We start from the raw sequence: 23010 nt of genomic DNA, 5'->3' as shown, positions 1-23010 counted from the left end.
TTGCTGTTGATGATTGATCGAATCGCTTTTTCTAATCGGGAAAATCGACAACAAGTTTGTTTCACCTGACAATCAGTACATTTAAAACGTTCAATGACAGATTACAACTACCATGCAGCCTTGGCCGATCTGGATCGTGGTCCCCAGGAGATCCAGACGTTGCTGGAGCTATGGAACCGCTACCGGGCCGGAGACAGACTGCCGTTAAAAAGTAAAATGGACCCGGTTGATTTTAAAACGCACCTCGGGCGTATCTGCGTTATAGAAGTCCTGCGGGAGCCACTGGATTTTATCTATCGGCTTGATGGCACGGAAATTTCTGCAACCTCCAATGAAGATCTGCACAGCCTGAGCATCCTCGACGGCACCCCCGCAGAAGTTTACCAGAACCATTTCCAGGAATTCAAAATCACCCTCGAGGCAGCAGAACCCCATCTCTGGCATGTCAGATATTCTCAGGACCCGCAAACCTTCGAATACCTGCGCCTCATGCTCCCCTTTACCCGTACCGACAAAACGGCTGCAGCTGTGCCGGATTTTTTCATGACCTACTGCTATTCTCTCAGTTCCAGCGATGGCTCCTTTCCTACTTTTCGGCACCTTTCTACCCATAGCTGACCAGCCACAGAAGAAACCATTGTGTCTGGCATTAACTTTGTGTTTGGCATTAACTTTCGCGAACCCGTTTTATTGAGATTGCTTTGGCGCAGGCTTTCTGTGAAAAGACCATAAAAGAGGGAAATCATGATCAATCTGGAAAAAGCTGCTGAAATCATCCTGTCACAAGCCGCCAAGAAAGCAGGCTTTTCCGAACTTTCGGATCGGGATAAACTCAACTTTATCGCCGAAGACAGAAACCGGGTGATCGAGACCCTGGTGCGCAAATGGCTTGGCTGTATCGCGCTGATCGAGGAACTCAAAAGTCACCCGGATGTTATCGCCGCGAAAATTCCTGATCTGCCAGAGGACTATGTTCTTGAAAAGCTCAAGGGTCCCAAGGCTGATGACGGAAAGTTCCTGACCGATACAGCCAGAGCCATGGCTGGTGCCATTCTTGACGCCAGTCTGGCCCGTAACCTCAAAACTTTTCACTCCAACTGAGCCACTCTTTCCATGTCCTCCGGCTCTCTCCCACCCGAATGTAAGGATCTGGGGTTCTGGCGCAGGCTAAATCCAGAACTTTCGATTACGGCGACCCCAAAGAAAAACCCCTCTTTGCCGGGAATTGATGCTCTCTGCCTGGAACAGACTTCTGACACACTCTGGCAAGACGGTTATCTTTCTTGCCCCGAACTTTACCCGGAAATTGAGCTTGCCCCCCTGCGTCAGGCGATGACACGCCTTCAGCACAAGAACCTGCCCCAGGCATTTATCTATCTCTATGACGAAGTCTGGGAACTTTTTCACCGGGCAAAGCCTCTTCTCTCCAATTATCTGGGTGATAACTACCGGATACTCCCGCATTTCTGGGCCTGGTATATCGAAGCCGGAAAAGGAGCCGGCTGGCCCCCGCATCGCGACAGCGCCGACCAATCGGTCATCAAGCTCTATGGACAGGAAATGCTGGTCTCTCTCAGCCTGTGGCTTCCTTTGACCGATGCGACCTTGCAAAACGGCTGTATGTCGATTTTGCCCAAAGGCTGTGAAAGCACTTATAAACCGCCTCTGACTGATTCTAGCCAGATCCGGCTTCAGGATGCTCTCGCCCTCCCGGCAAAAGCAGGCTCACTGCTTGGATGGCGACAGGACCTCTATCATTGGGGCGGACGGAGCCATCGTGCAGCACAGGGCCCGCGCCTGAGCCTTTCACTAGAATTCCAGAATGCAGCTCTCGATCCTCTCTGCGAACCGCTGATTGATCCCCAAAACCCTCCATCCCCCGAAGCCAGATTACAACTGGTCTTCGAGCAACTGGACAAATACCTCCATATGGAAAAAAGCTGAGTTTCACTGTTTCGTCATAGTGATCGTGACAGAACTGTCACAAACATCAGTTATCAGCGCGGGCATCAGCGACCGATCACACGAGAGATCAGCACCATGTCCCGCAACTCTTCTTTAAAGACCTCTCTTACCACGCTTTTTTCCTCTCCCGCTGAGGACAAGCCCCATATCCTCAATCTGGTTGAAGCCTCGGTTCTGTCTCCGACCTTTGCCCGCCGGTTTTCCTCACCCAAGGAACTATCGCGCTATACCCGGCTTTCTGCCCTGAAGCAGCCCCTGATCATTGCCCATCGCGCGGGCTACTCCCCGGCTGGAATCTGGCCGGAATGTGCCCTTGAAAGCGCAGATGAAGTCCTGAGAAACGGCCCCGCACTCATCGAAATTGATATCAGAACTTCCTCGGACGGCGAACTGTTCTGTATTCATGATAAAACCCTCAACAACGGCACGACCGGAACAGGCCCGGTACGGGAAACCCCTGCCGAAGTCATCCACAGGCTTCACCTTCTTGATGCCAAAGGGGTCCAGACCAAATGCCGTGTACCGTCTCTTGACAATTTCCTCGTCTGGTCATCCCGTGGCGCCTTGCTCTGGCTGGATATCAAAGAGGCGTCTCCCAAAAAAGTGATCGCCAAGATCCGGGAACACAAGGCTGAAGCACGGGTGATAGTCAGTGCCTACGGACGAAAGAACCTTTTGAAGTTCCTCAAACTTGCGCCAGATCTGGTCTATTTTGTCCCCTTTGTTCCTGAACTTGATCTTCCCGATCTGGAATCCGTGCTCGACAGCGGGGCAAAACCGGACCAGCTGATCGGCTTTGCCGGGCTTTATCTGCCAGATATCCGGGCATCACTTGCCCTTGCGGAACACAATATCCCGGCATTGCTTGATCTGGGGCGTGGTGATCGCCGTCTTGCCCCGGACCAGCTCGATCCGAGGCTCTATAAAACGGCAGTACAGCAAGGTTTCCCCCTGCTCAACACCGATCATTACCAGACGGTACAGAAAATACTTTCAATAAAAAGCTGGGCCTGATCCGCTTATGCCCTGTGGTTCAGCAGCCGCAGGGCATTGAGGGTTACCAGAACGGTTGCACCAGTATCTGCGACCACGGCCATCCACAAGCCTGTCATACCCAGCAGGGTCGTCACCAGGAACAGCCCCTTGAGGCCCAGCGCCAGAGCTACATTCTGGTGAATGTTTGCCATGGTCGCCCTGGCCCGGCGCAACAGAGCCGGAAGCGCTTCAAGCCGGTTTTCCATCAAGGCAATATCCGCGGCCTCCAGGGCCACATCCGTTCCCCCTCCCATAGCGATACCAACCTCGGCAATCTTCAGTGCCGGGGCATCGTTGATACCATCACCGACCATCACAACAGAACCATCCAGAGATAGCTGCTGAATCTCAGTCAGTTTATCCTGTGGCAACAGCTCTGCCCGAACGGTTAAACCCAGCTCCAGGCCAAGCGCCTTCGCCGTCCTCGCGTTATCACCGGTCAACATCACGGTTTTCAAGCCAAGAGCCGAAAGTTCCCCGATTACCGGCAACGCCGCGGCGCGCGGTTCATCCCGCAGAGCAATCAGGCCACAAAGCTGTTCATCCACAGTAACCACAACCACAGTCTTGCCAGCTTCTTCCAGTTCAGCCAGTTGATGCACCACCTCGGGCGAGGCAGCCAGAACAGAGGCAGAATATTTGGGGGATCCCACGACAACATTTCTTTGACCGACCCGTCCCGTGGCCGCTTTTCCAGCAATTGTCTGTGCATCTTCTACCGTTGGAATGGTAATCTTCCGGCCTTCCACATAACTGACCAGCGCCTTGGCCAGAGGATGGCTTGATCCTCGTTCAACCGAAGCAACCAGCGCCAGAAGCTCTGTTTCATCACCCCGCGTAACAACCAGATCGGTAATCTGGGGACGCCCTTCAGTCAGTGTCCCTGTTTTGTCAAAAGCAATGGTTTTCGCCCGGGACAAAGCTTCCAGTGCGGCTCCGCCCTTGATCAGCAACCCGCTTCGCGCTGCTGCAGCCAGCGAAGAGGTCACAGCTGCAGGGACCGAAATGACCAATGCACAGGGACAAGATATAATCAGCAATGTCAGAGACTTATAGATCCAACTGATCCAGTCTCCACCAAACAACAGGGGTGGGACGACCGCAACCAGCAATGAAATCAACATCATCGCAGGCGTATAGACATTGGAAAAACGATCAATAAACCGTGCCACCGGAGCCTTGTGTGCCTCGGATTCCTCGATCATCCGCACAATACGGTCAAGCGTGTTATCCCCCGCTTCAGAAGTAACGCGGAAACGAGCCAGCCGTTCCAGCACCAGCGCGCCAGCAAAGGCCGTTTCTCCGCTCTCCCGGTTACGCGGCATCGACTCTCCGGTCAGGGCAGATTCATCCAGAATCGCCAATTCACCCAGAATTTCACCATCCGCCGGTAACCTTTCGCCGGGCCGAACCTCGATGACATCCCCAACCAACAGACTTTCAGCCGAGACTTCGTGACTGTGACCTTCGGTAACACCCCCTTTACCCTGGTGCACCAGACGAGCCTTGCGGGGCTGCAGGTTGAGCAACAAAGAGATACCTTCCCGGGCCTTGCTTGCGGCCTGTTTTTCCAAGGCCTCACCAATCAGGAACAGAAACAGCACCATTGAGGCTTCCAGAGCCTCACCAATAACCAGCGCCCCGATTGCGGCAACAGACATCAGGGTCTGAATTCCGAAGTACTGGCCAAAGCGAACCGAGCGGAAGGTATTTTTCAGGATCGGCAACAAGCCGAACAGGGCTGCCACACTATAGAAAAGTCGCTCCTGTCCCTCAAAGTACACGGGCAACAGTTCAGCCATGACAGCTGCAATCAGTAAAACCAGCCCGGTAGAGACAACCTTGCGCCAGGCGGGATCGCTTAAAAGTCCAGGTATGATTGAACCGGTTTTGTCTGTCGCTTCATCTGCCTGACCGTGACTGTGTTGATCGGCTCCACTTTGCTTTGCTCCGGAACAACCTGTCGCCGCCACTGAAGAGGCACAGCAACTGTTGGAAACAGCGGCAGACGGCTGATCTCCCCTTGCCGATATCTCGCCAAGGCTGTAGCCAAGTCCGGTAACAACGTCTTTGATCTGTTCCTGAGAAATTTCAGCCGGATCAAAATCAACCGAGAGTCTTTCTCTGGCAAAGGTAATGCGCCCCGAATGGACACCTGACTGACGTTCGATTGCCTTTTCAATGCCTTTGGCACAGCTGGGACAATCCATCCCCTGCACCGACCAGATCCGGTGGTGATGCCGGTCTTTCATCTCCTCCAACAACTTTAGAACAGCTGCTTTTGGTCTGTCACTGCCTTGCCAGCTGACACTGTTGCGCGTCACCTCAATGCCCGAAACACCAGGGATTGCGGACATTCCTTTGCTTATTTTTTCCCGGCAATCACCACAGTTTGCAGCTTCGGGCATATAATCGGACAAGGACAGGCTTTGTTGCATGAGGCACCTAATATGAATAATTATTCATATGAATATATTTTCATATATTGTGTTCGTCAAGCCCGGATTTTTACCAGCCACCGCCACCACCGCCGCCACCGCCACCGCCTGAGGATCCGCCACCACTTGAGAAACCTCCGGAAGAAGAAGAACTGCTGCTCGGAGGTGTTGAAGCCGAAGAAACCGTGTGACTGAGACCGCTTTCAATCCCAGAAACAAGTCCGCCTATTCCACTGTTATAACGAAAATCTGACGAATGATCCTCATACCAGCCAGGCTGATAAGCTTGACCTTGATCTTCGCTACCTTCCCAGACAACCGATTCCAGACGCTCGCACCACTGTTTTTCCACCCCCAGTGCCATGGCAAAAGGCAGATGACGTTCGAACTCTCCTTTGGTCAGCTCCGGCTCCTCTCCGATCAGGGCAAGGCGATCCTTTTCAGCCACCGTAAGATAATGTTTATACCCCTCGATCTCATCCATCATCTTTCGCCCCCGAACCGTCGGAGCCTCCATAAGATAATGAAACAGCAGCACCACAGCATAAATCACCACAATCAGAATATAGAGCTTGTCAGAAAGCAGGGAATCCGTGATCTGGGCGGCAACAAAGCAGGCGGCAACGGGAATGATTAAAAACACGGCCAGCGAAAGTATCTCCGCCTGGTCCTTGGGGACGCCGCCTTGCAACATCTCGCGGCCCAGCCAGTGCTTTATCCCGGAAAGAAAAATCCCGAGAAACATTGTCATGAAGAACAACATGAACAACAGGGGAAGGCTGTTATCCATGTCTTCAAACACAACCGCAATAGCAATGGACAGGCCGCCCAGAATAGCACCAAACAGCCAGGTGCCGAAATTTCGCGAGAAGAACCCTTTTTCATATCCTTTGCTCAGAATATCGGTAAAGGCGTCATAGACTTTAGAAAAAGAGGAGCGATAGACCTGTTCGATCAGGTGCTGGTCACCTACTCTGGGGATCAGTCCGTTGAGAATCTTTTCTTCCCCGGGAGAAAGATAACGATCCGGACCATCTTTGCCTTTTACAAGCAGGCGTTTGATGAGATAGCCATCCAGTTCTTTCGAGAGGCTGAGATAGCCTTTCGCAGCCAGACTGATCAGGGCAACCGAAAAGGCTTTTTTGCGATCAAACCCGCTGCGGAAGCCGCCATGCGCCAGAAAACCGACGGCTGCAGGGGACAGATCCTTTGGCGCCGAGAAAAGCGGGATGACGACACCCCCTTTGGGATCTCGACCAAAAGCAATCCATGTCAGGAGAAAATAACCAAGGGTGATCACCAGCCCCAGTCCCCCGAACAGAAGACCCGTATTCTCCTTGTAAAAATATTTAGCCAGCTCTTCTGGGCTGGGGGCCTCGACAAAGCCCTTGGGCCAGGAAACGGCAACCGTTAATCCCTGATTCCTGTAGAGCCGTTCCGTGGTCTGGAAAGTCACAAGTCCCCTGGAGACAAAGCTGTGATACGCGCTGCCGCTATCGCCAGAATATCCTGTATAACCTGTATGATTGAGGATATCTGCCCCTTCAGGCAGGAACACATTGGCTGTTACCTTTTCGATCGGCAGTTCCCAGCCATTCCCGGTCACATTCCAGTATAACTCATCAAACCCATCCAGATAGGTCAGCTGCCGGGTTGTCCGGTATTGAATCTCATAGCTGTACTCACCTTCGGGGAGAAAATAGTTTCTATCCCCGATATAAACCCTTATCCCGTTGCGCTGGTCCTCGGTAAAATAAGATTCCCTCCGGCCATCTCGCCGTACAGACAACAGCTCGAAACCAATGTGATACTTCGATCCCTTTACTGTGTATTTTGTTGGGAACTCCCTATAGATACCGCGTTTGATCTGATCCCCCTCGGCATAAACCTTAATGGTCTCTGTCACCAGAAGACTGCCGTCCCGCTGAATCACGATATTCGCGGTAAAATCCTGGATCTTTTCCCCGGCTGAAGCCGATGCTTCCCCACTGTTCAAGGCCAAGAAAAGAACCGTGCAAAACACTGTGAAAAGTGCCGTGGAAAAAGCTGTAAGTAATCCAGAAACCCCGGATAGTCTGATCAGATTCTTATTCATAACGATACCCCCGGAACCAACCTGTCTTGTGAATCTTCAATCTGAAAATAATCAGCCCTTTCAAAATGGAACTGCCGTGCAACCAACACATCCGGGAAAGATTCTACCGCAATATTCAGAATTCTGACCGTGCCATTATAATAGCGGCGTGCCATCTGGATATTGTCCTCTATTTCCGAAAGGGATTTTTGCAGCCCGAGAAAACTCTCGTCAGCTTTGAGATCAGGATAGTCTTCCACCACAGCAAAGAGTCCAACCAGTGCTTGTGACAAGAGCCCTTCTGCCGCTCCCCGTTCCGGGACAGGACCCCGCACAGCATCTGCGCAACGCGCCCGGGATTCTGTTACCGCCTCAAGGGTTGATTTTTCATGGCTCGCATAACCTTTGACCGTTTCAACCAGATTGGGAATAAGGTTAGCCCGGCGTTTGAGCTGGACATCAATACCGCTCCAGCCCTCTGCCGCCTGTTGGCGGTACCGAACCAGCTTGTTGTAGATGGCGATCGCCCAGAGGAACAGGACAAGCAATACCCCGGCAGACATCAATGCGAGTGTACTCAGTGACAACATTTTCATCCCTTGAGAGAAGATAAACCTGTCTCACTATACACAGCAGAGGAATCTCTGCCATTCGCAAACTGGAAATTCCGCAGATGGGCTCTGACAGCTAAGCTGAAACCAGATTGAAAATTAGCAGGAAAAGCAATCCGGTATAGATGTCACACCTCACTGAGGAGGATGCTCTTCCAGGACATGATGGGCCATATCGGCAATAACATGCCTGATGTGCTGATCGGCCAGTTCATAGAGAACGCGTCGGCCATCTTTACGGGCGACCAGTATTCTGGCATCCCGTAACTGTCTCAGATTGTGGCTGGTGAGGGACTGGGACTGTCCTGTTGCCAGTGAAAGCTCTGAAACGGAACAGGCCTGGGCAAAACAACAAAGGCAAAGCCTGAGACGACCTTCATCCCCGAGAGTATGAAAAATGTTACTCAGGCTTTCCAGCCCTGAACGATCAAGATAGGGCAAACCATCACAACAATCTGGTTCACGGGTGGCTTCGCCTTCCCCTGATGAGCGATCCTCATGCCTGCCTTCTGTACTCATCAGCCTGACCTAGTTGACCAGAGGCGCAAAGCTGGCTGGTGCCGGATCAACCACTTCGATCAGGTCTCTTTTCAGAGTCAATACGGCAAGACCGCGTTCGCTGCGACCATCCGGATGCAGCCGGAACACACCGTCCAGCCCGGAAAATCCCTGTGGATTGGTCAGGACCTGCTGTGAATAGTTAGTCTTGATGGACTGGCTTTCCGCCTGCCTTGCCACAACAGCAGCAAGCGCCACCGAATCATAGGCCAATGTAACGAGACGGGGAGGCTCTTTACCGTAAAGAGTGTGATAGCGGCTACTGAAGCCATCCCAGTGGTCCGGAGATGGAGAAGCGTACCAGCTGCCTACCAGCGCAGGTTCCCGTCCCAGCTTGGGATTGTTCCACAGGGCTGTGCCGATATATTTAACCTGGGTAGGGTCAATATCGTAATAGTTCATCAAGGGGGCAATCGTAAGTAACTGTTTGCCGCCTGTCGGAACAATAATCGCATCATACCCTGGCGGATTTAGTGTATCCCGCCCGTTCAGGCGTCGCAGGGCTTTGAGTGAAGCCGCGTCCCCCTTGGCCCGAAGCTGGGCACGATGGGAAATCAGGGCCTGGTGACGCTGGTCATAGCTTGCGATAGCCTTGACCTCATCATTGAGATCCGGGTCATTGGGGTTGAAAAAATTCAGCTTTGCCAGCTCGACACCAGATCCGTAAGACTGAATCTGCAAAGCGCTGACAACCCGTCGGCCATAGTCATCATCCGGCGCAAAGACCGCCACCCGGCGCACGCCTTGCGAAGCGGCATAATCAATAACCCGGCGAATCTGTTCTTCCGGCGTCAAACCCAGGACATAGACACCATTACCGGCAACGGCCTGATCATTGGAAAAGGACAGAACACTGACACCTGCCGCCCGGGCCAGAGGCGTAATCGCCGAAACCGACGTTGCAAACAGCGGCCCGATCACAAGATCGACGTTTTCCTGCAATACGCCTTCCATGGCCCGACGCGCGCCATCCGGTGTACCGGCTGTATCGCGGACGACGAGTTCAAACTTTTCACCCGCCAGATCAAACAGGGCCAGCTGCGCAGCATTCATCAGCGCCTGCCCGACCTCTTGATGCCGACCGCTGAGAGGCAGTAGAACTCCGACCTTGGTTTTATAGTCACCGATGATCAGCGGCTGGTTCTGTAAATCGGCAAAAGGTTCCTGTTCTGTCTCGCCTTCTGCTTCAAGTGCTTCAAAAGCATCCTGTTCGGATTGCTCTGTTTCAGCAGAAGTGGTCGATTCTGTAACAGGCGCTTCTTCAACCGTTGCGTCAGGCCCTGTTTTCATGGTTGTTTGACAGGCGGAAACTGTCAGTAGAGTTGCCAGAATCAAGGGCAGGGATACTGCCTTGCGGCCAAACCGCGCAAAAAATCCAACCAGGAAAGTTGCCAACGTTGAGTTCAAAACCCTCATCCTCTCGAAATCGTCCCGCCAGTCATGCATCTCGGGCTAATAAAGCACTCCCGGAGGATCAAGCCAACAGGATATCTGCACCTGAAGCCGAAAAACCAGCCGAAATACTGGATGCAGCACTTTACCTTGTTGCAACCCCCATCGGCAACCTAGGCGATATGTCCGATCGCGCAAAAAAAATTCTGGCCGCCGCAGACCTGATTGCCTGTGAAGACACCCGGGTAACCAAAAAACTGGCACAGGCCTTTGGTTTTACCGCACCTTTGATTGCCTATCACGAACACAATGCAGAAAAGGTTCGGCCAAAACTTATTGAAAAGGTAAAAAATGGCAACGTTGTGGCTCTGGTCTCCGATGCCGGAACACCGCTGATTTCCGATCCGGGCTATAAACTTGCCGCCTCCGCCATTGACGAAGGAATCGGCCTGATCTCTATTCCGGGGGCTTCAGCACCCTTGACAGCTTTGCTGCTGTCAGGATTGCCCTCGGACAGATTCTTCTTCAACGGCTTTTTGCCAAGCAAGACAGGTGCACGCTGCAAAAGCCTGAAAGAGCTTGAAACCATTCCCTCGACGCTGATTTTTTTCGAATCAGCCAACCGCTTGGCCAAGAGCCTGATAGACATGGCGGCAGTCCTCGGCAACCGCCCTGCCGCTGTGGCCAGAGAATTGACCAAAAAATTCGAGGAAGTCCGCCGGGGTTCCCTGCAGGATCTCGCAGCACATTACACCGAAGCCGGCGGCCCCAAGGGCGAGATTGTTGTCGTTGTCGGTCCCCCCGGAAAAGCAGCAGCCATGATTACAGACGCCAGCCTTGACGAACAGATCAGGGATGCCCTCGGACAGAATTCCCTGCGCGATGCGGCTGAAATTGTTGCAACAGCAACAGGCCTTCCCAAGAAAAAAGTCTATCAACGGGCATTAGGTCTCGCCACAAAGACTGACGATTGACCTGAGATCCATGGATACCTCTTCGAAGAAGGCAAAAAAAGCAGCCAGAAACAGCGGTATCAGAGCCGAAAGGATCGCTGCGTGGTATCTCTGCCTTAAAGGCTATAAAATAGTTGAGAAGAACTATAAAACAGCTCTTGGAGAAATCGATCTTATCGCTGTAAAACGAAATACTGTCTGCTTTGTCGAGGTCAAGAAACGGCCAAGTAACTCAGAGGCCGCAGCTGCGATCACAGCCCGCCAACAAGCCCGGATTTTTCGGACTGCCAGCTATTTTTTGGCACAAAACCAGACCTTTGCAGCTTTTGATGCCAGATTTGACGCTATCCTTATTGGCGCCACAGTTTGGCCCCAACATATCACCGATGCATGGCAGATCCATTGAGCCTGTCTTGCTTAAAACGTTAAGAATTGTCCTTCAGGAGTGAGATTACAATGACCGTTAAGGGGACCAGTCAACCCGCCACAGATCAACGTGTTGGCTTGAACAGAAAAATCATAACCCCCATCGCTTTTGTTTTACTGGGGTTATCAACCCTGAACGCCTGTACACCTCTGGGGGCTGCGGTTGGTGCTGGTGCTGTTGCAACAACAACAGCACTGGAAGAACGCCCTTTCACAAAAACCGTCAGTGACGCCCAGATCAAGATCGCGATCAATGACAATCTCTTTCAGGAAAACCTGAATATCTTTCGCCATGTCAATGTCGCTGTAACCGAAGGGAAGGTCTTGCTGACAGGCAATGTCCAGGAACCGGATCACCGGGTTATTGCTGTCCGTGAAGCTTGGAAAGCCAATGGCGTGCGTGAAGTCGTCAACGAGATCGAAGTCAATAATGATGCCGGCTTCACTGACTACACCCAGGACGTCTGGATTGCGACTCAGCTAAAATCAAAGCTTCTGTTCGACAAACAGATAACTTCGATCAACTACAACGTCGAAACAGTCAACCAGAACATCTATCTTATGGGCATCGCCCAGGATCAGGTCGAACTTAACCGGGCCATTGCACATGCCAAGGACATTGACTATGTGAAACGGGTTGTCAGTTATGTCGTCCTCAAAGATGACCCCTCGCGATCAGAATAACGCAAACCCTGGAGAAATAACCGGGGAGGAATAGCCGAAAAGGGTTATTCCTCTCTTGCCTCCTCAGCAGCAAGGCTGGACCAGTAAATCTATGATGGATCGACGCCCTTTGTATCGGGATGATCTCGAAAGCTATCTTCAGGCTATCGGCAAGGCTGAGGACGCTGATATTGATCTGGCTGAATCCGCCCTGCTTCTGGCGGTTGGCGATCAGGAAGAAATCTCCCTGGATCGTTATCGCGACCACCTTGAATGTCTCGTTGCTGATACCCGTCGCCTGATCGAACAGCTCCCGACCCGTGATGGCCCACCTCGCCTGACAGACTGTTTGCAGGCTATCGGGACAGTCTTATACGATCTGCATGGCTATAGCGGGGACAAGGACAACTACAACAATCTGGAAAATGCCAATTTTCTGAATGTTATAGATCGGCGCAAAGGTCTTCCGATTGTTCTGGGCATCCTCTATATCCATATTGCCCGCTCCCTGGGCTGGAATATCGATGGTCTCAACTTTCCGGGGCATTTCCTGTTGCGCTTTAACCATGGCAAAGACCGCGAAATTATTGACCCCTTTGACAAGGGAACAATTCGCAACAGCTTCTGGCTCAGGGACACTCTGAAGGAATATCTGGGCGAGGGCAGTGAACTCAAAACAGAATATTGCCGCAAGGTCAGTAACAGAAGTATTCTTTTGCGCTTGCAGAACAATGTAAAAATCCGTCTGATCGAAGCCGAAGATCCGGAAAAAGCTCTCGCCGTTCTTGACCAGATGCTGCTTATCGCGCCGAAAGAAGCCTCTATCTGGCGCGAAGCAGGGATGATGCAGGCCTATTTAAACAATATGGTGGCTGCAATTCACTCACTTGAGCACTATCTAATGATTGAGGAAGATCCCCGTGGTCATCCCGAAGCAGCCCGGCTATTGCAAAAGCTTAAAACACAACTAAACTGACCAGATACGGACCCGACAGACCATGACCCTTTCCGTTGCCATTCAGATGGATCCTGTATCCACCATTAATATCGACGGTGACAGCTCCTTTATCCTCGGGCTGGAAGCACAGAAACGCGGCTATACGCTGTATCACTATCTCGCCCGAGATCTGTCAATGAAGGGGACAAAGGTCTATGCCCGCTGTCGTCCCGTTACCTTTCGTCGGGAACAGGGAAATCATGCGACCCTGGGTGAAGCACGCTTAATGGATCTGGCCGACATTGATGTGATCCTGATGCGACAGGACCCCCCTTTTGACATGTCCTATATCACCGCCACCCATCTTCTTGATCATGTTCACCCGGAAACCCTGGTGGTCAATGATCCCACCTGGGTGCGCAACTGCCCGGAAAAGCTGTTCATAGCAGAATTTCCTGATCTGATGCCGCCCACGCTGATCACCAATGATCTCCAGGAAATCAAGGCCTTCCGCGAAGAGCACAAAGACATCATTGTCAAACCACTGTACGGCAATGGCGGGGCCGGCGTGTTCCATATCAAACCCGGAGATGAAAACCTCAACTCGGTCTATGAGCTGTTCGACAAACACTACCGCGAACCGATCATTGCCCAGCTCTATCTGCCCGATGTGCGCAAGGGCGACAAACGGATCATTCTGATTGATGGCAAGCCTGCCGGGGCAATCAACCGCGTCCCTGCGGATGGGGAAGCCCGCTCCAACATGCATGTCGGCGGTCGTCCTGACCCCATTGGCCTGACCGAGCGAGATCACGAAATCTGTGCTGCCATTGGACCAACACTTAAAGAACGTGGTCTGATTTTTGTTGGGATTGATGTTATCGGCGATTACATGACCGAAATAAACGTCACCTCACCCACCGGCATTCAGGAAATCAACCGATTCAACGGTGTTACCCTCGAGGCCGATGTCTGGGATGCCATCGAAGAAAAGCTGGTTCGTTAAAAACGACCGATCAGGAGGCAGTTACAGGACTGCCTCCTGACTACTGACGGAAGGCCTGCTGCTTTATCGGCTCTTTTCTGCTTTGAGCAGCTTTTCCACTTCCCCCCAGACCATCTCGACAGAAATATCATGGATATTATCGCTGCTCGAAATCACAGGTCTGATCCAGTCTGAATAGGCAAAGTGATAGCTTTTGATAAATATCCCGACTGCTGGCAGGCTCGACATGGCTGCAAGATTGAGCCCAAAGCTATCATTCCCCACATAAAAATCACACTGCTGTAGTAAAGCATGGCTGTGATTGAGAGCAACCTTGCGGGTTGTCAAATCGACAAAACGTTCCGGACTGGCAGTCTCTGACAGGATTTTTTCGGCAACAGCTTTCACATCCCCTGCGCCAAAAAGGAGCACCTTCCCAGGAAAAGCCGTCAATAACCGTTCAGCAATGGCTGAGTAGCCCTCGCCACCCCATTGCTTGTATTCAGCGCTGGAATTTATCCCCAAAGCAACCATCGGAGCTGAAGAATCAAGTTCTAGCTGCTTGAATGCTTGCTCCACGACATGTTCAGGCTGACGAAAATTGACATCACTACAATCATAGCCAATGTCAGCTGCATCCATCACCAGCGCCGCATGACTCATAAAGGCAGGCAGGGGCACATCTTTGGCAACACAGATGCCCTTGTTCAAAAAGAAACGGTTGATCCCGCCTTTAAAATAATAGCCATAGCGATTTCTGACCCCCGCCACCCACGTGGCAAAGGAAATCCCTTTGGATTTATGAAAAACAAACACCGTTTCGATTTGTTCAGCACGGATCAGGCCTATGAGACGCAACAGATCAGGCTGTCCTGAAACATCCTGGTCTTTGGCAATCGGCAAGACTGACCGCACCATATCGACCTCGGAAAAGAGCTCACTGATTTCCCGCCCTTTTTTGCAAGCAAGAACCACAGACTTGCCTTTAGCTTGTTGCTGTATCGAGCGGATAAAAGGAAGATGAAACAGCGTATCCCCCAACCCCCCCCCTGTTACAACCAGCGTATTACCAAAATTGGCCATAAGCTCTTATGATCCTTACCAATATTTACAATATTTCAAATCAAGACACACGTCCGGATATCCCCTGCACAGAAAGATAAAGCTCTACTTTTCCAGGCCGTGTCCGCCTTAGAGCCATCATCAGCAATAATCACCTCAAAGTTTTCGTCCTGCTGTTTTTCAAGCGAACGAAGCACAAGGTCAAGCGCTTGCGGCCAGTTATAGGTCGTTATGATCAGACTGATCTTTTTATCGGTCGCCATGATTATTCCGGTACCTGAATAAATAAAACTGAACGGGTGTTCGGGGGTATATCCAAGCGCCTTTTTAGAGCTTTTCTCTCTCTCTGCCAAACCAAAGTAACACGATAGAAAAGAAATTGTTCTTCACCTGCCACCGCCTGTGCCATATTTTAGCAATAGGACAGGAGTTGAGTATTGTGAACGTATCTTCGCTAAATCTGGCTTTATGGGCCGTTAATCTGGAGTCACCGATCAAATCACTTGCAGATTGGGCCGGACATGTGAACCTTCAGATGGAAAAAGCAAAAAATGCCGGGGCTGATTTTTTGATCATGCCTGAATACGTGTCTGAACAGTGGATGTCTTTTGCCCCGGCCGGTTTGCAGCCTGATGAGGAGATCCCCTGGATGGCCATGCAAGCCAGAGAGGCAATCGAACGTCTCAAGGATCTGGCGAATACCTATGACATGGCCCTGCTCGCCGGAACCTTCCCGGTAACAGTCCAGGGTGAAGACGAAATTGGCGAACACCCGGTTAACGACAATGTCGGCCACTATAACCGGGCCCACCTGTTTTTACCTGATGGCCGCCTGATTACCCAGGACAAGCTCAGCCTGACCCCCAACGAAAGCAATCAGGACGCCTGGTGCCTGACCCCCGGACAGGAACTGAAAGTCTTCTCCTGGAGAGGACTGCGCATGACGATCCTCACCTGTCTTGATATCGAAATGCCAGCCTTGTCGTTGCTGCTTGCCGATCAGAATGTCGACCTTATTCTTGTGCCATCCATGACTTCAAAACTTGCTGGTTATCATCGGGTATTCGGTTGTGCCAAAGCACGCGCCGTGGAGTTATTGAGTGCGGTTGCCGTAGTGGGACCGATTGGAGAAACTCCTTTTCTCGGCGGGAAGCGTAAAAATTACACTTCAGCCGCAGCGGTTTATCTTCCCTGCGAGGAAAGCCTGGGACACACCGGCATTGCCACAGAGATTGAACCTGACGACACAACTGTCGGGCTGGGCCCCTTGATCATCGCCCACGATCTGCCGCTGAAAGAAATCCGCAAGCTCAGAAAAGGTTCTGCAGAAGTCTGGCCTGGCAACTGGTCAGCGGACCATGTCGCAATAGAAGAACTCTGACTTCCCACCTTCCAGAAAAACCGACATTTCTGGAACCGTTTCATCTTGGAAAAATGAGGCAGAATTCCTCTGTTTTCCGGATATATCCGACCAGCACGATTAGTTATTTTCTCCAGCTGATTAATTTGCTACAAGCGCGCCAGACAGAGAAGCGGCAGCCTCCATTTCCTTACCAGTTAAAGAGAGATTGGGAATACGGCTGCCCTTTAATTTGACCGCCTTGACCACTTTATGGCGATCTCCGGATGGATCTGATCGGACACTAGATGAAAGCCTATAATTTTTGTGACCCCCGCAACATAAAAGCCGAGGTTCTCTCAGGCCTGACTGTTGCACTCGCCCTTGTTCCCGAAGCCGTCGCCTTTGCCTTTGTCGCTCAGGTTGAGCCTCTTGTTGGACTCTACGCAGCTTTTATTGTCGGCCTCATCACAGCTCTTGTTGGTGGCCGGCCAGGGATGATTTCAGGGGCTACCGGGGCTTTGGCCGTGGTTATGGTGTCTCTTGTGGTTACACACGGCGTTGAATATCTTTTTGCTGCAGTAGTGCTGATGGGGATCTTCCAGATTCTGGCTGGTGTCTTCCGGCTCGGGAAATTTATCCGTCTTGTACCACATCCGGTCATGCTCGGTTTTGTCAACGGCCTGGCGATTGTGATCTTTCTGGCTCAGCTGTCCCAGTTCAAGGAAATCCCGACCGATCCTTCCAGTAACTGGCTCAGCGGCTCCACGCTCTACATCATGCTTGGCCTTGTTGCCGTTACCATGGCGATCAGCTTCCTTCTTCCACGCGTCACCACTCTTATCCCGGCCCCGCTGGTTGCCATTGTCGTCGTATCCGCCCTGGTTATCGGCTTTCAACTAGAGATACCAACGGTTGGTGATATGGCTTCCATTGCCGGTGGCTTGCCGGAATTCCACATTCCTCTGGTCCCGTTCAATCTGGAAACACTTTATATCATCCTGCCTTATTCCCTCATTCTCGCAGCTATTGGATTGATTGAATCGCTTCTGACCCTGACCCTGATTGATGAACTGACCGAAACCAAAGGCCGGACATCCCAGGAATGCATGGGACAGGGACTTGCCAATCTCGTGACAGGATTCTTCGGAGGCATGGGCGGCTGTGCCATGATCGGCCAGAGCATGATCAACATCAAATCAGGCGGCAAGGCCCGGCTTTCCGGCGTAACCGGGGCGGTTTTCCTCCTGATCTTTATTCTCTTTGCTTCCGAACTGATCGAGCTGATTCCGCTGGCGGCCCTGGTTGGTGTTATGTTCATGGTCGTCATCGGCACTTTTGAATGGTCCAGCTTCCGGATACTGCACCGGATTCCCAAATCAGATGCCTTTGTCCTGATACTGGTTTCCGGTGTCACAGTAGCAACAGATCTGGCCATTGCCGTGATCGTTGGCGTGCTGGTTTCCTCTCTGGTTTTTGCCTGGAATTCGGCCAAACACATGTACGCCCGGGTTGGCACCAGTGAAGACGGCAAAACCACAGTTTATGAAATTACCGGTCCCCTGTTTTTTGGCTCCATCAGCTCCTTCCGTGATTTGTTTGACCCACAGAACGATGCCGATGATGTCGTGGTAGATTTTCGCAATGCGCGGGTCTGGGATCACTCTGGACTTGAAGCAATTGATGCCCTCGCAGATCGCTATACCAAATACGGTAAAACCCTGCATCTGCGCCACCTCAGCCCCGACTGTCGTCACCTGCTGGAAAAATCTGTCAGCATGGTCGAGGAAGACAGGGAAGGCGATCCGCATTACGGCGTTCTGGTCGACTATGACCGGATGTATCACGAAGACGTGGAGATTCCTCTCAAAGACGGCGTCAAAAGCTGACCAGCAGATTTCACGTCCATCTTGAAACAACATAAACTAAACCCTGCCAAAAGAAGCAGGGTTTAGTTTTTTGCCTTTATTTTCCTGCTGTGCTGTTTAAAAAAATGAAACAGTCCTGAACCGGATAGAGATCAGATTAAGAATCAAGTCGGTAAATTGCCGATTGAGCAACCTGTTTGACAGATTCTCCCGCATCTGAGATGTTCATTCTTTGTTCTGAAACATGAAAGAGATAATGGCATGGATACTCAGGATGATACAAACAGACATACCGGTGGTTGTCTTTGCGGCAACTTGCGATATGAGGTCAAGGCACCGCTGAAGGCGGTAGGTGCCTGCCATTGCAAGCAGTGCCGTCGCTGGTCCGGGCATTATTGGGCCTCGGCAGAATGTCCGATCGATAAATTCAGGATAACCCGCGGGGCAGATCTATTAAGCTGGTATGTTTCATCAGATTTTGCCCGGCGCGGATTTTGTAAAGCCTGTGGTTCTGCGCTTTTCTGGCAAGCAGATCGGCATGAAACCTGGAAAGACCATATTGCCGTTTCGGCCGGAAGTCTGGACGAGCCAACAAACCTCAGGGCCGAAAAGCATATCTTCTGTCAGTTCAAAGGCGATTATTACGATCTGTCAGACGGCTTGCCACAGGAGAGTACGGAAACCTGATATTTGACAACGGGGCACCTTTTTAGATTTTACAAATACCTCGGGTACAATAATAATCAACCTAAAATATTAGTACATGAAGCTGGTGTGAGACCCCGCGTCATTGCTATCTCTATTTTATGGGATAGAGCAGGTAAGGGATCCCATCTTTCACCAGTTTCAGAAAGAATAAGCTTACACAATTCCTTGTCAGTAAGAGCTTTCTCTATCACATTTTTTTCACTGGACTGGTCAGAAGGAATGGCTTTGCCAGTTACTTTGTAGTTCGAAATAGCGTTTTTCAAGTCAGCATCAGAGAGCGATCTTACATTTTGATTACCGATGAAATGTACCTTGCATGCAGCTCTGATCTCATAGGTATTTCGATTTTTCTCACATCCTTCTGTTGCTTGTTTGATCGCCGAGTCAATATTGCTATGCCCCCAAGCCCAGCCATAAGTATAGCCGCCAGCGACATCAATAGCTCCAACCATTGCCTTGTCATCACGGTAGGTTAGATATTTTTGCTGATCATGATACATACCAGAAGGTACTGGCGTCATAGTCTGGCATGCGGAAATCAATAAAAAAGTAGCACCGAGTAAAGCCCGTTTTCTTAGCATCATTGTTTTTTACCATTCCAGTATGCTTCAGGATCAACTTTTTTCTCTCCCCAGGCACCATTAAATTCATCAAGTGACAGAGCAAAATTTACCTCCAGAACACCCACTCCATACTTGTCTTTCCAATCACAAAATAACTCCCCAGCTTCACCAGGTTTGCAATCTGTGAATGTTCCTTCTTCTTTATGACCGTTATCGTTAAATTCATATAAACCAGTGATGCCGCCTCCATAAGTATGTTTGAAAGTCGTCGACACTTCGCTTTTCTGACCACTACTGAGTAGATGCCCACGATATGTACCATCAATTTGTTTTGCCCAATCAACTGGGAATTTTACCTGATCAGCCTGCGCCACATAAAAATGCATTAGCATGAGCACAGAACACGTCACCAAACATAAAATCTTCTTCACAACACTACTGCCTTAAAAGCTTTAACGATAAACCTATAACTGAATAGTAGAAGAATATATTCCATACACAACTTTATTTTATGTACTTTGTACAACCATACCCTTTATCCCAAAATAGAAAACTCGAGCCAATTTACTGAGCAGGCCTTCAAATGCGGTAGAAAATTTGATATCAAAAATCCAACAATCATGGCATCACTGGAGAGTCCCGGCTTAATGTTTCGTTTAATAAAAGAATCAGACCGGAAAAACGTAATTAGCCTGGCATCTGCCTACTATCGGGAAGATAACAATCACTACGGTCAGCCAAGAATCACAGCCGCTATTGATGCCGTACTGGGCGGGGACCCATTGGTACGCCTCTGGGTTATTGAAAGCAACCAGGCCACGATAGGTTATCTTTGCGTCTGTCTGGGGTTTGCCCTGGAAGCCGGAGGTCGTGAATTTTGCATTGATGAAATCTACGTTCTTCCAGCCTATAGAGGTCAGGGTATAGGACGCAAGGCAATCGCTTTTGCCGAACAGGAATCCCGCAAGCTTGGGGCAGCCCGGGTTTTTCTTGAGGTGGAAACAAAAAATGATAAAGCGCAGGATCTCTACCAAAAGCTTGGTTTTGAAGCACACCCCCGGGTTCTGATGTCAAAATTCCTATAGCAGGGCAGCATATTCGGGAGAAGACGATTGCCTCAAAATTCAGAACAGGAAATAAAACAAAAGCATCAGATACTCGTCAGTGCCTGCTTGTTGGGTCAGGCAGTACGCTATGATGGACGTTACGCAAGCAGGGGCCACAAGCGGTTGCTTGATTTACAGGCTGCAGGTTTGATCGTTACGCTCTGTCCCGAGATGGCCGCCGGGTTGCCTGTTCCCCGCCCGCCCGCAGAAATATATCGGGGCCAGGTTCTCTCAGACCAGGGCGAGAACCTGACAGATACTTTTGACAGAGGCGCGGAAATCGCGCTGAAGCTTTGTCAGAACAAAAAAATTACAATGGCCATTCTCAAGGAAAACAGCCCTTCCTGCGGCAGCAGTTTTATCTATGATGGACAGTTCAAAGGTAACAAAATCAGGGGGGCAGGCAAGGTTACCGACCTGCTTCGCACCCATGGGATAACTGTGTTCAGCGAAGATCAGATCGAAGAAGCCTGTCATTATTTCGAGACGATAAATTAAACCGCAACCGCCAAACCAACCTGTTCGACAACTCGCCCCTCAGGAAAATCTCGGTTCACAACGGTTGAAAAACCTTCTGCCTTACAACACTTGATGTTACAGTTATGTTCCTTTTTTGTTCCCCAGGTATAATATTAAATGGCATAAAATCACATGACAGTGCAGCTCAAGACGGTATCTTTTCAAGGCATTGAGGTACGGGCAATTGATGTTCAGGTCCAGTTTTCCAGCGGATTACCCACCTTCACACTTGTTGGTCTGCCGGATAAAGCCGTGGCAGAAAGCCGGGAAAGAGTACGCGCAGCCCTGACGGCCATTGGCCTGGCCCTTCCTCCCAAAAGAATAACGGTCAACCTCGCTCCTGCCGACCTGCAGAAAGAGGGCAGTCATTTTGATCTGCCGATTGCTCTGGGCATTCTCTGCGCCATGGAAATCATTCCGGAAGCGGAATTACAAGGCTATACAATCCTTGGCGAACTGGCACTGGATGCCAGCATCCGTGCTGTCAGTGGCGTATTACCGGCCGCACTTCATGCCCTGGAACAGGAGCGCGGCCTGATTTGCCCGCAAGCCCAGGGCAGGGAAGCTGCCTGGATCGACAAGCTTGATATTCTGGCACCCGCGAGCCTCCTGGCGCTGATCAATCACATCAATGGCAGACAAATTCTCAGCCCGCCAAAAGCCGACATGCCATCGCTCAACACGGACCGTCCGCATCTGCCGGATCTGAAAGACGTCAAGGGGCAGGAAACAGCCAAAAGAGTACTGGAGATCGCCGCGGCTGGCGGACATAACCTGCTGTTCAACGGCCCGCCCGGAGCCGGAAAATCCATGCTGGCCTCCCGGCTCCCCTCGATACTGCCGGAAATGACTCCCGAAGAGATTCTTGAAGTCAGTATGATTCACTCCATCGCCGGATTGCTGAAGAACGGTACCCTTAAAAATCAGCGCCCCTTCCGCGATCCACATCACTCAGCTTCTGCTCCGGCAATTGTTGGTGGAGGACAAAAAGCAAGGCCGGGAGAAATCTCGCTGGCCCATCGGGGAGTTCTTTTTCTTGATGAGCTGCCCGAATTTCATAGATCCGTTCTGGAAACACTTCGACAACCCCTGGAAAGCGGCCATATATCCATCGCCCGAGCCGAAGCCCACATCACCTATCCCGCCCGGATACAGATGGTTGCAGCCATGAACCCCTGCCGTTGCGGCGAGGTAGACCCGATCACCCAGATCTGTGCCAGAGGTCAGCGCTGTAGCCAGCAATATCAGGCCCGTATCTCGGCCCCACTCTATGACCGGATAGATCTCTATTATGATGTTCCTGCTGTGAAAGCGCAGGACCTGTCGCTGCCACCTCCAAGTGAAGGCAGCCGGGAAATCGCCGCCAGAGTCCAGGCTGCCAGGAATCTCCAGATCAAACGCTATGCTCATTTCCCTAAAGACCTACGCCCCTATTGTAACGCCGAAGCAGAGGGGAAAATTCTCGAAGAAGTCACGGTACTTGGTCCTGAGGAAACCAGTCTGCTGCAGAACGCCGCAGAAAAATTCCGGCTTTCAGCCCGGGCATACCACCGGGTCTTGAAAGTATCGCGGACGATCGCTGATCTCGCGAACAGCGAAAAAATTGCCACGCCCCACATTGCCGAAGCCTTAAGATATCGCCGAAACAAGGCTTTGTAAGATAGCCCTCATTCCTGCTCTGCCCGGTTACGTCAGGAAGACATCAACTGAAACATCACAATACGATCTATGGTTTCAGGCATTTATCTATATAACAAATGATTACAATAACTAACAACCATAACAGTAATGTTTAATTTATGTTTTTA

24 protein-coding genes are annotated in these 23010 nt (G+C 51.0%); 15 read left to right on the top strand and 9 right to left on the bottom strand.

Annotated features, from left to right (window positions below; genetic code table 11):
- Positions 1–93: 93 nt before the first annotated feature.
- The 4 genes from O4H49_RS10625 to O4H49_RS10610 all read left to right on the top strand — a co-directional run bounded on the left by O4H49_RS10625 (position 94) and on the right by O4H49_RS10610 (position 2979).
- Positions 94–618, top strand: a complete 525-nt coding sequence (locus O4H49_RS10625; protein ID WP_269423406.1) for a PAS domain-containing protein — start codon at positions 94–96, stop codon at positions 616–618.
- Positions 619–744: 126 nt separating this feature from the next.
- Positions 745–1101 (top strand): hypothetical protein, encoded by a 357-nt coding sequence (locus O4H49_RS10620; protein ID WP_269423405.1) that lies wholly within the window; start codon positions 745–747, stop codon positions 1099–1101.
- A 12-nt stretch (positions 1102–1113) separates the two neighbouring features.
- Complete coding sequence (locus O4H49_RS10615; RefSeq protein WP_269423404.1) at positions 1114–1944, top strand: phytanoyl-CoA dioxygenase family protein; 831 nt, start codon at positions 1114–1116, stop codon at positions 1942–1944.
- 96 nt (positions 1945–2040) lie between these two features.
- A complete protein-coding gene (locus O4H49_RS10610; protein WP_269423403.1) occupies positions 2041–2979 on the top strand; it encodes a glycerophosphodiester phosphodiesterase family protein in 939 nt (312 codons plus the stop codon).
- 5 nt (positions 2980–2984) lie between these two features.
- Here O4H49_RS10610 and O4H49_RS10605 read toward each other — a convergent pair whose 3' ends face one another.
- The 5 genes from O4H49_RS10605 to O4H49_RS10585 form a co-directional block, all read right to left on the bottom strand.
- The gene (locus O4H49_RS10605) at positions 2985–5438 is read right to left on the bottom strand and encodes a heavy metal translocating P-type ATPase (RefSeq protein WP_269423402.1); all 2454 of its coding nucleotides are present in this window, start codon (positions 5436–5438) and stop codon (positions 2985–2987) included.
- 70 nt (positions 5439–5508) lie between these two features.
- Positions 5509–7533 carry a DUF2207 domain-containing protein gene (locus tag O4H49_RS10600; RefSeq protein ID WP_269423401.1) on the bottom strand — a complete coding sequence of 675 codons (2025 nt, stop codon included), beginning with the start codon at positions 7531–7533 and terminating at the stop codon, positions 5509–5511.
- Positions 7530–8102, bottom strand: a complete 573-nt coding sequence (locus O4H49_RS10595) for a LemA family protein (RefSeq protein ID WP_269423400.1) — start codon at positions 8100–8102, stop codon at positions 7530–7532. Before O4H49_RS10595 ends, O4H49_RS10600 begins: the two co-directional genes overlap by 4 nt.
- Positions 8103–8258: 156 nt before the next feature.
- Positions 8259–8642 (bottom strand): ArsR/SmtB family transcription factor, encoded by a 384-nt coding sequence (locus O4H49_RS10590; protein WP_269423399.1) that lies wholly within the window; start codon positions 8640–8642, stop codon positions 8259–8261.
- Positions 8643–8651: 9 nt separating this feature from the next.
- Complete coding sequence (locus O4H49_RS10585) at positions 8652–10088, bottom strand: penicillin-binding protein activator (protein WP_269423398.1); 1437 nt, start codon at positions 10086–10088, stop codon at positions 8652–8654.
- Here O4H49_RS10585 and rsmI point away from each other — a divergent pair.
- The 5 genes from rsmI (at position 10079) to gshB (ending at position 14058) form a co-directional block, all read left to right on the top strand.
- A complete protein-coding gene (gene rsmI, locus O4H49_RS10580) occupies positions 10079–11047 on the top strand; it encodes a 16S rRNA (cytidine(1402)-2'-O)-methyltransferase (protein WP_269423397.1) in 969 nt (322 codons plus the stop codon). The two genes, O4H49_RS10585 and rsmI, sit on opposite strands and share 10 nt — an antisense overlap.
- A 10-nt stretch (positions 11048–11057) precedes the next feature.
- Complete coding sequence (locus tag O4H49_RS10575) at positions 11058–11432, top strand: YraN family protein (protein WP_269423396.1); 375 nt, start codon at positions 11058–11060, stop codon at positions 11430–11432.
- Between the two features lie 50 nt (positions 11433–11482).
- Positions 11483–12136, top strand: coding sequence for a BON domain-containing protein (locus tag O4H49_RS10570; protein ID WP_269423395.1), 654 nt, complete (start codon positions 11483–11485; stop codon positions 12134–12136).
- A gap of 91 nt (positions 12137–12227) precedes the next feature.
- Positions 12228–13091 (top strand): SirB1 family protein, encoded by an 864-nt coding sequence (locus O4H49_RS10565; RefSeq protein WP_269423394.1) that lies wholly within the window; start codon positions 12228–12230, stop codon positions 13089–13091.
- A 22-nt stretch (positions 13092–13113) separates the two neighbouring features.
- Positions 13114–14058 (top strand): glutathione synthase, encoded by a 945-nt coding sequence (gene gshB, locus O4H49_RS10560; protein WP_269423393.1) that lies wholly within the window; start codon positions 13114–13116, stop codon positions 14056–14058.
- Positions 14059–14121: 63 nt separating this feature from the next.
- On the opposite strand, the gene O4H49_RS10555 is transcribed toward gshB, so the two are convergent.
- Positions 14122–15120 carry a glycosyltransferase family 9 protein gene (locus O4H49_RS10555; protein WP_269423392.1) on the bottom strand — a complete coding sequence of 333 codons (999 nt, stop codon included), beginning with the start codon at positions 15118–15120 and terminating at the stop codon, positions 14122–14124.
- 35 nt (positions 15121–15155) lie between these two features.
- The gene (locus tag O4H49_RS10550; protein ID WP_269423391.1) at positions 15156–15362 is read right to left on the bottom strand and encodes a glycosyltransferase; all 207 of its coding nucleotides are present in this window, start codon (positions 15360–15362) and stop codon (positions 15156–15158) included.
- Between the two features lie 176 nt (positions 15363–15538).
- Between O4H49_RS10550 and O4H49_RS10545 the strand changes: the two genes are divergently transcribed.
- From O4H49_RS10545 to O4H49_RS10535, 3 genes are all read left to right on the top strand, one after another.
- A complete protein-coding gene (locus O4H49_RS10545; protein WP_269423390.1) occupies positions 15539–16480 on the top strand; it encodes a nitrilase-related carbon-nitrogen hydrolase in 942 nt (313 codons plus the stop codon).
- 266 nt (positions 16481–16746) lie between these two features.
- Positions 16747–18327, top strand: coding sequence for a SulP family inorganic anion transporter (locus O4H49_RS10540; RefSeq protein ID WP_269423389.1), 1581 nt, complete (start codon positions 16747–16749; stop codon positions 18325–18327).
- 240 nt (positions 18328–18567) lie between these two features.
- Positions 18568–18993: a GFA family protein gene (locus O4H49_RS10535; protein WP_269423388.1), complete on the top strand. Its 426-nt coding sequence runs from the start codon at positions 18568–18570 to the stop codon at positions 18991–18993.
- A gap of 56 nt (positions 18994–19049) precedes the next feature.
- On the opposite strand, the gene O4H49_RS10530 is transcribed toward O4H49_RS10535, so the two are convergent.
- The gene (locus O4H49_RS10530) at positions 19050–19598 is read right to left on the bottom strand and encodes a hypothetical protein (RefSeq protein ID WP_269423387.1); all 549 of its coding nucleotides are present in this window, start codon (positions 19596–19598) and stop codon (positions 19050–19052) included.
- Positions 19595–20008 (bottom strand): hypothetical protein, encoded by a 414-nt coding sequence (locus O4H49_RS10525; RefSeq protein WP_269423386.1) that lies wholly within the window; start codon positions 20006–20008, stop codon positions 19595–19597. Before O4H49_RS10525 ends, O4H49_RS10530 begins: the two co-directional genes overlap by 4 nt.
- A gap of 216 nt (positions 20009–20224) precedes the next feature.
- On the opposite strand from O4H49_RS10525, the gene O4H49_RS10520 reads away from it, so the two are divergent.
- From O4H49_RS10520 to O4H49_RS10510, 3 genes are all read left to right on the top strand, one after another.
- Positions 20225–20662: a GNAT family N-acetyltransferase gene (locus O4H49_RS10520; protein WP_269423384.1), complete on the top strand. Its 438-nt coding sequence runs from the start codon at positions 20225–20227 to the stop codon at positions 20660–20662.
- Between the two features lie 27 nt (positions 20663–20689).
- Positions 20690–21181: a DUF523 domain-containing protein gene (locus O4H49_RS10515; protein ID WP_269423383.1), complete on the top strand. Its 492-nt coding sequence runs from the start codon at positions 20690–20692 to the stop codon at positions 21179–21181.
- Between the two features lie 153 nt (positions 21182–21334).
- The gene (locus O4H49_RS10510) at positions 21335–22861 is read left to right on the top strand and encodes a YifB family Mg chelatase-like AAA ATPase (protein ID WP_269423382.1); all 1527 of its coding nucleotides are present in this window, start codon (positions 21335–21337) and stop codon (positions 22859–22861) included.
- The last annotated feature ends 149 nt before the right edge of the window (positions 22862–23010 follow it).

It is taken from the genome of Kiloniella laminariae (assembly GCF_027214005.1).
Classification (GTDB): Bacteria; Pseudomonadota; Alphaproteobacteria; order Kiloniellales; family Kiloniellaceae; genus Kiloniella; species Kiloniella laminariae_A.
The sequence above is the reverse complement of the archived record's forward strand: the minus strand, read 5'-3'. Positions and strand labels throughout refer to the sequence as shown.

Coding starts and splice junctions, on each gene's coding strand:
- O4H49_RS10550 (WP_269423391.1), bottom strand. CDS start 15,362: ATGGCGACCGATAAAAAGATCAGTCTGATCATAACGACCTATAACTGG.
- O4H49_RS10520 (WP_269423384.1), top strand. CDS start 20,225: ATGTTTCGTTTAATAAAAGAATCAGACCGGAAAAACGTAATTAGCCTG.
- O4H49_RS10625 (WP_269423406.1), top strand. CDS start 94: ATGACAGATTACAACTACCATGCAGCCTTGGCCGATCTGGATCGTGGT.
- O4H49_RS10540 (WP_269423389.1), top strand. CDS start 16,747: ATGAAAGCCTATAATTTTTGTGACCCCCGCAACATAAAAGCCGAGGTT.
- O4H49_RS10610 (WP_269423403.1), top strand. CDS start 2,041: ATGTCCCGCAACTCTTCTTTAAAGACCTCTCTTACCACGCTTTTTTCC.
- O4H49_RS10535 (WP_269423388.1), top strand. CDS start 18,568: ATGGATACTCAGGATGATACAAACAGACATACCGGTGGTTGTCTTTGC.
- O4H49_RS10555 (WP_269423392.1), bottom strand. CDS start 15,120: ATGGCCAATTTTGGTAATACGCTGGTTGTAACAGGGGGGGGGTTGGGG.
- O4H49_RS10590 (WP_269423399.1), bottom strand. CDS start 8,642: ATGAGTACAGAAGGCAGGCATGAGGATCGCTCATCAGGGGAAGGCGAA.
- O4H49_RS10575 (WP_269423396.1), top strand. CDS start 11,058: ATGGATACCTCTTCGAAGAAGGCAAAAAAAGCAGCCAGAAACAGCGGT.
- O4H49_RS10605 (WP_269423402.1), bottom strand. CDS start 5,438: ATGCAACAAAGCCTGTCCTTGTCCGATTATATGCCCGAAGCTGCAAAC.
- gshB (WP_269423393.1), top strand. CDS start 13,114: ATGACCCTTTCCGTTGCCATTCAGATGGATCCTGTATCCACCATTAAT.
- O4H49_RS10510 (WP_269423382.1), top strand. CDS start 21,335: ATGACAGTGCAGCTCAAGACGGTATCTTTTCAAGGCATTGAGGTACGG.
- O4H49_RS10570 (WP_269423395.1), top strand. CDS start 11,483: ATGACCGTTAAGGGGACCAGTCAACCCGCCACAGATCAACGTGTTGGC.
- O4H49_RS10595 (WP_269423400.1), bottom strand. CDS start 8,102: ATGTTGTCACTGAGTACACTCGCATTGATGTCTGCCGGGGTATTGCTT.
- O4H49_RS10565 (WP_269423394.1), top strand. CDS start 12,228: ATGATGGATCGACGCCCTTTGTATCGGGATGATCTCGAAAGCTATCTT.
- O4H49_RS10620 (WP_269423405.1), top strand. CDS start 745: ATGATCAATCTGGAAAAAGCTGCTGAAATCATCCTGTCACAAGCCGCC.
- O4H49_RS10600 (WP_269423401.1), bottom strand. CDS start 7,533: ATGAATAAGAATCTGATCAGACTATCCGGGGTTTCTGGATTACTTACA.
- O4H49_RS10615 (WP_269423404.1), top strand. CDS start 1,114: ATGTCCTCCGGCTCTCTCCCACCCGAATGTAAGGATCTGGGGTTCTGG.
- O4H49_RS10530 (WP_269423387.1), bottom strand. CDS start 19,598: ATGATGCTAAGAAAACGGGCTTTACTCGGTGCTACTTTTTTATTGATT.